This is a genomic window from Wenyingzhuangia gilva (assembly GCF_030519655.1).
In the GTDB taxonomy this organism is placed as follows: Bacteria; Bacteroidota; Bacteroidia; order Flavobacteriales; family Flavobacteriaceae; genus Wenyingzhuangia; species Wenyingzhuangia gilva.
In genome coordinates, this window is the sequence record NZ_JAUMIT010000006.1 from 64,329 (window position 1) to 77,177 (window position 12,849).

The 12,849-nt window shown below is 30.6% G+C and carries 7 protein-coding genes; 6 read left to right on the plus strand and 1 reads right to left on the minus strand.

Annotation, left to right across the window (positions count from 1 at the left end; all coding sequences use genetic code 11):
• The first annotated feature begins 796 nt into the window (after positions 1–796).
• Positions 797–1,423 carry a Crp/Fnr family transcriptional regulator gene (locus QVZ41_RS11730; protein ID WP_302884781.1) on the plus strand — a complete coding sequence of 209 codons (627 nt, stop codon included), beginning with the start codon at positions 797–799 and terminating at the stop codon, positions 1,421–1,423.
• Positions 1,424–1,479: 56 nt separating this feature from the next.
• Here the strand turns inward: QVZ41_RS11730 and serB are convergent, their stop codons facing one another.
• A complete protein-coding gene (gene serB, locus QVZ41_RS11735) occupies positions 1,480–2,721 on the minus strand; it encodes a phosphoserine phosphatase SerB (RefSeq protein ID WP_302884782.1) in 1,242 nt (413 codons plus the stop codon).
• A 168-nt stretch (positions 2,722–2,889) separates the two neighbouring features.
• On the opposite strand from serB, the gene QVZ41_RS11740 reads away from it, so the two are divergent.
• The 5 genes from QVZ41_RS11740 (at position 2,890) to QVZ41_RS11760 (ending at position 12,842) form a co-directional block, all read left to right on the plus strand.
• Positions 2,890–4,614: a SulP family inorganic anion transporter gene (locus tag QVZ41_RS11740; RefSeq protein ID WP_302884783.1), complete on the plus strand. Its 1,725-nt coding sequence runs from the start codon at positions 2,890–2,892 to the stop codon at positions 4,612–4,614.
• 63 nt (positions 4,615–4,677) lie between these two features.
• Positions 4,678–6,090, plus strand: a complete 1,413-nt coding sequence (locus QVZ41_RS11745; protein ID WP_302884784.1) for an MBL fold metallo-hydrolase — start codon at positions 4,678–4,680, stop codon at positions 6,088–6,090.
• Between the two features lie 8 nt (positions 6,091–6,098).
• Positions 6,099–6,476, plus strand: coding sequence for a rhodanese-like domain-containing protein (locus tag QVZ41_RS11750; RefSeq protein ID WP_302884785.1), 378 nt, complete (start codon positions 6,099–6,101; stop codon positions 6,474–6,476).
• 152 nt (positions 6,477–6,628) lie between these two features.
• Positions 6,629–9,418: a helix-turn-helix and ligand-binding sensor domain-containing protein gene (locus QVZ41_RS11755; protein ID WP_302884786.1), complete on the plus strand. Its 2,790-nt coding sequence runs from the start codon at positions 6,629–6,631 to the stop codon at positions 9,416–9,418.
• Between the two features lie 367 nt (positions 9,419–9,785).
• The gene (locus QVZ41_RS11760; RefSeq protein ID WP_302884787.1) at positions 9,786–12,842 is read left to right on the plus strand and encodes a SusC/RagA family TonB-linked outer membrane protein; all 3,057 of its coding nucleotides are present in this window, start codon (positions 9,786–9,788) and stop codon (positions 12,840–12,842) included.
• The last annotated feature ends 7 nt before the right edge of the window (positions 12,843–12,849 follow it).

Here is a 12,849-nt window from a genome sequence, read left to right on the forward strand (position 1 = left end):
ATTTTTTTTCTGCAAACTTACATAGAAAAGAAATTTTATAAAATGTTTAAATTGTTATTAAAATGCTAAACTACGTGGTCCTTGCCCAGATTCTTTTACTAAAAAAATATTAAAATCAGATATTTTAAATATACCTTCTGAACTTGATCGGTTAGCCAATGACTTATTGGATATTGACTTAGTAGAAGGCTCGATGTTTTTGTTTAAGTAATTCATAATTTAAATATTTTATAGGTTATTAATTTCTTACTAAATAATTAAGGTTTATTGTTTTCAAGAAAACTCCTTACAGTTGGACTATTATATTCGTGTTTTTGAAATATACCACAGGACGTTGAACGATCTACTAGCGATTTTTCATTGGCTCTTTTACCAATTTCTTCAATGTTTTTGTTTAAATATTTCATCTTTAAAATGTATAATAAATTGCAGTTTTTTATTTAATTCTTTTCTGTATTACATTTTATTGTGCTGAAGATAATTTTTTACGATAGGACTATTATAGTCGCAATTTTGAAATATACCACATGATGTTGAATGATTCACTAGTGATTTTTCACTAGCTCTTTTACCAATTTCTTCGATGTTTTTGTTTAAATACTTCATAACTTCAGCTTTTTTAAATGTTTGTACTATTTCATACAGTAAAGCTAAAAAACATTGACAGTAACCAATCTGTGTTATAACAGTTTAACTACATCTTTTTATCAAGTAGGTTTGTTAAGGTAGGTATGTTTTTTCGCAGATTAGCTATAAATGTAGACTTATTTAATACATTTGATATATATACCACCATATGTTACAAGAATTACAATTGCATTACGGTCATCTTTTTGAAAAAGAGTTGATAGAAGAAATAGATAGAGTAGCTACGCTAAAACAAGTTCTTGCAGGAACCAAAATAATGGATATAGGACAATATATAAAGTCTATGCCATTGTTAATAGAAGGGGCAATAAAAATACTAAGAGAGGATGAGGAAGGTGATGAATTATTGCTATATTTTCTAGAAAAAGGAGATACTTGTGCCATGACAATGACTTGTTGTGTAGGAAATCATAAAAGTGAAATTAGAGCTATTACAGAGTTAGATACCGTATTGATTATGATTCCTATTGAAAAAATGGAAGAGTGGACAGGTAAGTATAAAAGTTGGAGACGTTTTGTTTTTGATAGTTATCACAATAGATTGATGGAACTTTTAGAAACCATAGACAATGTGGCTTTTAAAAAAATGGACGAAAGGTTGCTTAAATATTTAAAAGATAAAGTAGCTGTGACAGGAAGTAATATTGTAAAAAGCACACATCAAGAAATAGCCTATGAGTTACATACTTCTAGAGTGGTTATTTCAAGATTGCTTAAAAAATTAGAAAATCAGAAAATAATAAGTTTACACAGAAACTCATTAGAAGTATTATAAGAAAAAAGCTCGTGAATATTCACGAGCTTTTTTCTTATTTATTTTTTGAGTATTGATTACTCGATGTCTTCCATCAAATCAATGTATTTATCGTGGTATCCTAGTAAATAAAGAACGCCATCTAGTCCTAAGCTAGAAATAGAACTTTCTGCACTTTCTTTTACCTTAGGTTTTGCATGGAAAGCAATTCCTAAACCAGCTAAATTTAACATCGGTAAATCGTTTGCTCCATCACCTACAGCAATGGTCTGGCTAATATTAATTCCTTCTTTGGCTGCAATTTCTTTTAAGAATTCGGCTTTTTTATTACCATCAACAATTTCTCCAATGTATTTACCTGTTAAGGCACCATCTTTTATTTCTAATTGATTAGCATGTACATAATCAATTCCTAATTCTTTTTGTAAATAATGTCCAAAGTAAGTAAACCCTCCAGATAAAATAGCGGTTTTAAACCCGTAGTATTTTAAAGCTTTCATCAAACGTTTAGCTCCTTTGGTAATCGGTAAGTTTTTAGCAACTTCTTGTAAAACATCTTCACTCAACCCTTCTAACAAAGCCATTCTTTTCTTAAAGCTTTCACTAAAATCAATTTCACCTTGCATGGCAGATTCTGTAATGGCTTTAACTTGTTCACCAACACCTGCCAATTCTGCTAACTCATCAATAACTTCAGTCTGAATCAAAGTAGAATCCATATCAAAACAAACCAAACGTCTATTTCTTCTATAAATATTGTCCTCTTGGAAAGATAAATCCACATCTAACTCTCTAGAGATACTCATAAACTTAGCTGTTAATTCAGATTTGTTTTTAACTTCTCCTCTTACAGAAAGTTGAATACAAGCTCTAGGATATTCATTCTTTTTAACCAATGAGGTACGACCTGTAAGACGTTTAATAGCATCAATGTTTAAGTTCAAGTCAGACAATACACTTGTTACTGCAGCAATTTGTTCAGCAGCCATTTCTTCTCCTAAAATGGTAATGATATATCTATGTTTTCCTTGAGAACTCACCCAATTTTCGTAATCTTCTAAAGTTACAGGCGTAAACTTTATATTGATTTCTAATTCGTAGGCTTTAAATAATAATTCTTTTAAAATAGGAGCAGAACTAGATCCAGATTTAACAGAAAATAGAATTCCTAAAGATAAAGTATCGTGAATATCAGCTTGACCAATATCTAAAACTTGTGCATCATATTGAGCCAATACATGGGTTAAACCAGCAGTAACTCCAGGTTTGTCTTGTCCCGATACTTTTAATAAAATAATCTCATTTTCTTCTTTTGCCATTGTAAAAGTGAATTGTTTATAACAGGCGGTAAAAATCGGCATTCTATTCTTTATAAAAAAGGATATGGAATGTTTTTTTACATCTAATTAATAGCTTGTTTGGTTCTGTAACATATGTTACTGCATAGCCTTTTAATTGCGCTTACATTTGCTTTAAAATAAAGCAAAATGAAATTGATTATTCCCATTTTAGAATGGATTCCTAATTATAAAAAAAGCGACGCAAAGAGTGATATAATCGCAGGGATTACTGTGGGTGTTTTATTAATCCCACAAGGAATGGCCTATGCTTTAATAGCGGGTTTACCACCTGTTTTTGGATTATATGCAGCTTTGGTGCCTCAAATTATTTATGCAATTATGGGAACATCCAAACAATTGTCTGTGGGGCCTGTGGCTATGGATTCTTTATTGGTGGCCTCAAGTTTAACAGCTTTGTCTTTAACGGGTTTAGATAGTTATATTACCATGGCTATTTTCTTGGCCTTATTTACTGGAGTCATTCAATTATTAATGGGATTTTTTAAAATGGGATTTTTGGTTAATTATTTATCAAAACCTGTTATTAGTGGATTTACCTCTGCTGTAGCCATTGTTATAGGATTAAGTCAGCTAAAGCATTTAACAGGATTGAGTTTTCCAAGAACTTCTGGAATGATAAATCTTTTAAAAGAGTTTTTTAATCATATTTCTCAAATTCATGTACCAACGTTACTGATGGGAATATTAGCCATGACCACTATAGTATTTATTAAAAAGTTTATTCCCAAGATTCCATCGGCTTTGATGGTAGTTTTTTTAGGAATTATAAGTGTTTATTTTTTAGGGTTGAATAGCTACGGAGTAGAAATTGTAGGAAATATTCCAAAAGGATTACCAGTGTTTCAATTACCGAATTTTAGCGATATTCCAATATTAACATTAGCACCCATGGCTTTAACATTGGCTTTGGTAGGGTATATGGAAGCAAGTTCAATCTCTAAATCTTTAGAAGAAAAAAATGAAGATTATGAAGTAGATGCCAATCAAGAATTAGTGGCATTAGGTTTTTCTAATATGATCGGGTCTTTGTTTCAATCTTACCCAAGTACAGGAGGATTTGCAAGAACAGCGGTAAATCATCAAGCGGGAGCAAAAACAGGAATTGCATCATTGGTGGCAGCAACGGTAGTAGGATTTACGTTGTTGTTTTTAACGCCTTTATTTTATTATTTGCCTTTAACGGTATTGGCAGCTATGATTTTAGTAGCGGTGTTTTATTTGATAGATATTGAATATCCTGTTCAATTGTACAAACATCAAAAAGATGAGTTTTATTTATTGGTAATCACGTTTATCATCACTTTGTTTTTAGGAATTACCCAAGGGATTTTAGTAGGAGTTATTTTGTCTTTAATATTGGTTATTTACAGAACTTCTCAGCCACATATTGCGGTTTTGGCTAGGGTAGAAAACAGTAATTATTTTAAAAATATTGCTCGATTTAACACAACTACACAAAGAGATGATTTGTTAATTGTTCGTTTTGATGCACAATTATACTTTGGAAACAAAGATTATTTTAAGAAAAAAATGAACCAATTAATAGCAGCAAAAAAAGAAACCTTAAAAGCTGTAATTATTAATGCAGAAGCCATTACTTATATTGATAGTAGTGCCAGCGTAATGTTGATAAGATTTATTAAAGAATTAAATCATCAAAACATAAAAATAATGTTGACAGGTGTTATTGGTCCTACAAGAGATGTTTTGTTTAAAAATAGAATTGTAGAAGTATTGGGAAAAGAAAATCTATTTGTAAGAACTTATGAAGCTGTGGATTGTTTTGATGGAATTATATGCAAAGACGATTTACAAAATCAAATATGTCAACAAACAAAAAATAACATGTAACAAAAGTTACTGTAGCTTAAAGGGAAGACCTTTAATTTTGTAAATTATAAAATAAAAAGAAAGATGAAAATAGAACAGATTTATACAGGATGTTTAGCACAAGGTGCTTACTATATTGAAAGTGAAGGAGAAGTAGCGATTATAGATCCTTTAAGAGAGGTGCAGCCATATATTGATATGACTGAGAAAAACAATGCCAAAATAAAGTACATTTTTGAAACACATTTCCATGCAGATTTTGTGAGTGGACACGTTACTTTGTCTCAAAAAACAGGAGCACCTATTGTTTATGGTGAAAATGCAAATCCTACTTTTGATGCGATTATCGCTAAAGACAATCAAGAATTTAAATTAGGAAAAATAACCATAGTGGCTTTGCATACGCCAGGGCATACCATGGAATCTACTACTTATTTGCTGAAAGATGAAAACGGTAAAAACCATGCTTTGTTTACAGGAGATACTTTGTTTTTAGGAGATGTTGGTAGACCAGATTTAGCTCAGAAAGCAGCAAGTATGACTCAAGAGCAATTGGCAGGAACGCTTTACAATAGTTTGCGTAACAAAATAATGCCATTAGAAGATGAATTAATTATTTATCCAGGACACGGTGCAGGTTCTGCTTGTGGTAAAAATCTAAGTAAAGAAACCAAAGGAACTTTAGGAGATCAAAAAGAGAATAATTATGCTTTAAGAGCTGATATGACTCAAGAAGAATTTATAAAAGAAGTAACTAGTGGGTTAATGCCACCGCCAAAATATTTTCCTTTAAATGTAAAAATGAATAAGGAAGGGTACGAAGATATTGCAGATGTTATTGAGCAAGGAACACATGAATTAACTCCTGATGAATTGGAGTTGTTAGCAAATGAAACTGGAGCTTTGGTGTTAGATGTTAGATCTCAATCAGAATTTGCAAAAGGACACATTCCTCAATCTATTTTTATTGGAATTGATGGTAGTTTTGCTCCTTGGGTAGGTGCTTTAATAGGAGATGTTAAACAGCCAATAGTGTTGGTAATTCCAGAGGGAAGAGAAGAAGAAACCATTACTCGTTTGTCTAGAGTTGGTTTTGACAATACTTTGGGATATTTAAAAGGAGGCTTTGAGGCTTGGTTAAATTCGGGAAAAGAATATGACACGGTGAATCAAGTAATACCAGCTTATTTAAACGCTACAATTACAGATAAATCTCCAATTTATGATGTAAGAAAACCAACGGAATTTATTTCAGAAAGATTGCCTCAGGCAGTAAATACGCCATTAGATGATATTAACAATCATTTAAAAGATTTTCCAACCAAAGGAAACTTTTTTATTCATTGTGCAGGAGGGTATAGAAGTATGATTGCTGCCTCAATTTTAAAAAGTAGAGGAATTCATAATTTTATAGATATTACAGGAGGGTTTGCAGCTATAAAAGAAAATGGAATCAAAACCACAGATTATGTTTGTCCATCAACCATAAAAGAATAAATATGCGTATGATACTTAATATATTAATTGTAGCTATTTTAGGATGGTTTGTTTTTAATTTCATTGGAAATCAAAAACTGAAAGGGAATAGACTGGAAGTAGCAGATTTTAATGAAGCTATTCAAGTCAAAAATGTTCAATTGATTGATGTTAGAACTCCGTCAGAATTTAAGAGCGGACATATAAAAGGAGCTAAAAATATTGATGTTTTTTCTAGTGAGTTTAAACAAAAGATTAATGAATTAGATAAGTCCAAGGCTACATATATTTATTGCAGATCTGGTCAAAGAAGTCAAAAAGCATTGAAAATAATGTTAAAGGAGGACTTTGAAAATATACACGATTTAAAAGGTGGTTATATGACTTGGAAGTCAAATCAAAATTAAAATATGTTTTATATGTAATAGTAAAAAAGAGATGTTATAAAAATATCTCTTTTTTTATTTATAAAAATTCAGAATAAACTTTAAACGTGTTGTTATAGTTAAGTTCTCTTCATTTATTTTTATCTTAACTAAGCTTTATGAAAAACAAAAAAATGAAACTTATCAATTACTTAGTTGTAATTCTTTTTGCTATAAATTCTATATATGGACAGGAAATCCCACCTATTAGTGTTTATACCTCTAAAGATTATAATGCAGAAAATCAAAATTGGGGAATTAGTCAAGCAACAGATAAGCATATTTATATAGCCAACAATAAAGGGCTTTTAGAATTTGATGGAGCTTCATGGAGACTGTATTCATCTCCTAATGAAACAATTGTAAGGTCTGTAAAGGCTATTAATGATAAAGTTTATATAGGTTTTTATAATGGATTTGGGTATTGGCAAAAAAACAGTAAAGGAGTTTTAGAGTATACTTCTTTATCTTCGGATATTGATTTGTTAGAAGACGAACAATTTTGGCATATTGAAACTTTAGAAGGTTGGGTATTGTTTCAATCTCTACAGAGAATTTATCTGTACAATTTAAATACAAAAGAATTTAAAGTAGTTCAATCAGAGTCTCAAATAACTTCAATGTATAAAGTTAGAGGTTCTATTTACTATCAAGATCATCAAAAAGGGATTTTTAAACTAGAAAAAGGAATATCAAAACTAGTAACAAAAAGTGATTTAGTTATTAAACATGATGTTATTGCTATTTATGATATTGATAATAAATTGGTTTTTGTAACAACTAATAAAGGTATCTATTACTTGGATGATGATTTATTAAAACCATGGAACGAATTATTAAATAAAAAGATCAAAGATTATACTTTTTATAGTAGTATTAAGCTATTGGATGATGGTTTGGTGCTTGGAACCATATCTGATGGACTAATTATTGTAAATAAAGCAGGAAGTATTCTCTATATTATAAATCACAAAAAAGGACTTACTAATAATACTGTTCTGTCTCTTTTTCAGGATGTAGATCTAAATATTTGGTTAGGGTTAGATGATGGAATTAATACCATTGATATTAATTCTCCATATAGGGTTTATAAAAATGCTAGTGGTGTTTTGGGAACAGTATATGCTTCTATTGTACATAATGATATTCTTTATTTAGGAACCAATCAGGGATTGTTTTACAAGAAAAATAAGTCAGAAGACGATTTTAAATTTATAGAAAATACAGAAGGTCAGGTTTGGACATTGAAAACTATAGGAGAAGATTTATTCTGTGGTCACAACTTGGGAACATTTTTAGTTAAAAACAACAAAGCCAGTTTGATAGGGAATGTGATGGGAGCATGGAAAATAGAGGAGTTGTCTCCTAATACTTTCATTCAAGGAAATTACACGGGACTTTATGTTTTTGAAAAACAACTTGGAAAATGGAACTTAAAGAATAAAATTGAAGGATTTAATATTTCTAGTAGGTATTTTGAATTTTTAGATAAGCATACCATCTTTGTAAATCATGAGTACAAGGGAGTTTATAAATTATTAGTTAATGAAGATTATACCAAAGTATCTAATGTTGCAATAATTGGCTCTATAGAAAAGGGAATTCATTCCGCTTTGTTAAAATATAGAGGAGATATACTTTACTCTTATAAAAAAGGCGTTTTTAAATATAGTTTGAAAGAAGAAGCTTTTGTAAAAGATGATATACTTTCAACTTATACAAGTCCGGAGAATTATAATTCGGGTGTTTTAATTAATATGCAGTCGGAGAATAAACTATGGGGATTTTCTAAAAAAAATGTGGTTTATGTAGAGCAAGGTGAGTTAAGTGCTAAGCCTATTATAAACAGATTGTCTATTCCTTTTAAACTTAGAAAAGGAATTTCTGGCTTTGAAAATATATGTAAAGTTTCTCAAGATAAATATTTAATAGGTACTTCTAATGGCTATATCACTTTAAAATTAAACAATGCAAGCCAAAACAAATCATTTCAAGTAGTAATTAATCAAATAAAAAACGCAACACTAATAGGTGATTCTAAAAATGTGAGTTTATTAGGAGAAGGTGTTTTTGGTAATGGAGAAAATAATTTCGAATTTATTTGTAGCGTACCTGTTTTTGATGAATTTTCTCAGGTAGAGTATCAATATCAACTAGAAGGCTTAAGCAATGTATGGAGTCAATGGAAGTCTAGTGGAAATGTACTGTTTGAAAATTTACCTTTTGGAACGTATCAATTTAAAATCAGAGCGAAAGTAAATGGTGTTTTAACATCTAATACAGCTATATATGCCTTTAAAATAGCAAAACCTTGGTACATATCAACTGTCATGCTTTTTGTGTATCTGTTGGTTGTTATTGTGTTTTCAATTTTTATGCACACCATGTATACTATGTATTATACTAAACAGAGAGAAAGATTACTTGCAAAAAAGCAAAGAGAGTTTGAGTTAGAAAAATTAGAAAATAAGCAAAAATTAACCTTGTTAGAAAATGAAAAACTAGAAGCGGATGTTGAAGTTAAAAATAAAGAACTGGCAGGTTCTACTATGAATCTTATTAAGAAAAATGAATTGTTAAATAATATTAAGGATGAACTTTTAAAAGGAGAGCAAAAAAATATCAATACTGTTATTAAGATTATAGATAAAAATTTGAATCATACAGATGATTGGAAAGTTTTTGAAGAGGCTTTTAACAACGCTGATAAAGATTTTACAAAAAAAATAAAAGAACTTCATCCATCACTAACTTCTAACGATTTAAGATTGTGTGCTTATTTAAGACTAAACTTGTCTTCAAAAGAAATTGCACCTTTACTTAACATCTCTTCTAAAAGTGTTGAGGTAAAAAGATATCGACTAAGAAAGAAAATGAATCTTGAGAACGATGAAAATTTAACCGACTATATATTGAAAATTTAAACATCGTAAATTAATAACATAGTATTGTGATTAAAACCCTGAATATTTTATGGAATATCCAGGGTTTTCTTTTTGTAGTAAATGTAGTTCTTCTCTACATATTATTTCAAATTAGAGTTTTTTAGGTCAATAACTTAGTAAATACTCTTGGGTGTTTGTGAGTTTTAGCACTACAATACTCGATATCACCTATACAATACCACTACAAACTGTTTTTTCAAGAGGTTCTAAAGTGCTCTAAACAAAGTAAAACCTACTAGTATGCTTTTTTTAGTCTCTTGTATGTTTTTTGTAGTGGGTATTTTTGGTGAATTATCATTAATGTGACCTTAAATTTGTGATAAACATAATCTAAACTATTATACAGATGAAAAAGTTTATAATTCTAATCTTTTTATTATTAATGTCACTTGTGGGTTTTTCACAAACGAGAACAATCAGTGGTATTGTAACTAATATAGATACTGGAGAAGTTTTACCTGGAGTTAGCATCTTAGTAAAAGGTACAACTAATGGTACTTATTCTAATTTCGATGGAGAGTACAGTATTTCAAATGTAAGTAATGAACAAATAATTGAGTTTAGTTACATAGGGTTTGAAACTAAAGAAATTTTAGCAAATAAAGCAACTATAAATGTTCAATTAAAAGAAAACGTACAGCAACTAGATGGAGTTGTATTAATAGGATATGGATCTCAATCAGTAAAAGAAGTTACAGGTGCTGTAACGATTGTTGACAGTGAAGCTATAGAAAAATTAAAACCAACAAGAATTGAAGAAGCATTACAGGGTCAAGCTGGAATTAGCGTAACTCCTTCATCTGGTTCCCCAGGATCTGCACCAAAAATTAACATTCGTGGTATATCAACAAACGGAGATAGTAGACCTTTAATATTAGTTGACGGAGCAGTGGTAGAAGATTTAAGTGTTATTAATCCTTCTGATATCGCATCTATGAGTGTTATTAAAGATGCAACTGCTGGTATTTATGGAGTAAGGGGAGCTAACGGTGTTATTTTAATCACTACTAAGTCGGGACGTAAAAATTCAGATTTAAAATTCAGATTTGATGCCTATACAGGAATACAACAAACCACAAAAAAAATGGATTTGTTGCAACCTAGAGATTATGCCATTTTGGTAAATGAAGCAGCAGCAAATGGAGGAGATTCTCCGGTGTTTACTCTATATCCTACAACAGGTACGGATTGGCAAGATCAAGTATTTGAAAACGCACCCATGTCAAGTGTCAACTTTGGTGTAAATGGAGGAACTATAAAATCTACATATGATTTTAGTTTATCACATTTAACGCAAGATGGTATTGTTGGGGGAGATAAATCAAATTTTAACAGATCAACAGTTAGGTTAAACTATAGTATTGATTTGGTAAAGAATTTAAAATTATCAACCACTACAACTTATATGAATACCAACAGAAAAACATTATCAGAAAACGCGTTGGGTTCTGTATTGTTTAATGCATTAAGTGCTCCACCACAATTATCAGTAAGAAATACAAATGGTGACTATACAAAATTACCAAACACAGGTTTAGGGATTGAAGTAATTAATCCATTGGCTCAAATAGAAAATACGTTTAACCAATCTCAAGTAAATAAAATTTCAGGAAGTTATGGGGTGAACTACAAGTTCTTAGAATATTTTCAAGCAGAGTCTAACATACAGATGAACTATGCAGATGTTAGAAGTAAGAGTTATTTCCCAGAATTATATTTCGGTTCAGGAAAAGTTTTTAATACAGTATCAAGTGAAGCAGATTTAACTGATGATGTAAATAGTGCTACTGTAAATGAATCTGGTACAGTTTATAAAGATTACACCTTTGATGCTTTTATCAAATACGAAAGAAAATTTGATAAGCACGATGTGAAAGCATTGTTAGGTACTTCAGTATTTAGAACTGTAGGGGTGAATCTTTTTAACGAAAAGGGATATGGGCCTACAGGGACAACTTTAAAGAGTGCAAGTATAGAGAACTCAGCAACTGTAGATAATAATTTAGAACTAAATAATACGCCTAAAAGATTTTTTGACGATAGATTGTTGTCTTATTTTACCCGTATTCAATATGCTTATGATGGTAAATATTTAGCATCTGCAGTATTAAGAAGAGACGGTTCTACCAAATTTGGACCTAAAAATAAATTCGGTTTTTTTCCAACTGCATCTGTAGGTTGGGTGATTTCTGAAGCAGATTTTATGAAGGATATTGAATTTGTTAATCTTTTAAAATTAAGAAGTAGTTATGGTATTCTTGGAAATGATAGAATTAATTCTTTCGGATTTGTTTCTCTTCTAAGCGGTGAAGGAGTATATGTGTTAGATGATGCCTTGACTTATGGAAAAGCAATTGGGGCACTATCAAATCCTGAAATTCGTTGGGAGCAACAAAAACCATTTGATATCGCGATTGACTTAAGTCTGTTTGATAAAATAGATATTACAGTTGATTATTTTAACAAAAGGACAGAAGATTTATTAGTAACACCTCAGGTATCGGGAATTTTAGGAGTCTATGCGCCAGGATCTGGAGCACCAACCATTAATGCCGGTACAGTAGAAAACAAAGGGCTTGAATTTTCTATAGGATATAATGAGAAAATTTCAGAGGATTTTAATTTCAATATAAAATACAACATCACTTCATTAAAAAACAAAGTGTTATATGTAGGTAGTGATACAGGAATTATAGAGTCAGGTTCTTTTGGCGTTGGTCAAGATCCAATTGCGAGAATGGAAGCTGGTAAGCCAATTGGTTATTTCAATGGATACAAAACCAACGGAGTTTTTCAAACCCAAGCAGAAATAGATGCTGCTCCAACTCAATTAGATGCAGAACCTGGAGATTTACGTTTTGTAGATGTAAGTGGTGATGGTAAAATAGATGCCGATGACAAAACAGATTTAGGAAATCCTATTCCAGATTTTACAATGGGATTCAATATGTCTGTAGATTATAAAAACTTTGATTTTAGTTTATATGCTTTTGCATCCATAGGAAATGATATCGTTAGAGATTATGAAAGAAACCTACCCTTGGTTAATAGACCTACATATTTCTTAGACAGGTGGACGGGAGAAGGAACTAGTAATTCTTTCCCTCGTGTTACCACAGAGGCGACTCAAAACTCATTGTTTTCAGATTTTTATGTAGAAGATGGTTCGTATTTAAGATTACAAAATATTCAACTTGGATATACAGTTCCAGAAAGTTTAATTACTAAAATAAAACTAGATAAAGTTAGGGTATATGCATCAGCAACCAATTTATTAACACTAACAAATTACAGAGGATATGATCCTACGGCATCTACAGGAGAGCCTATAGGTGGAGGGATTGATAGAGGTTTTTATCCAACTCCTAAAACATTTTTTGTAGGTGTAAATGTTAATTTTTAAAAAATAA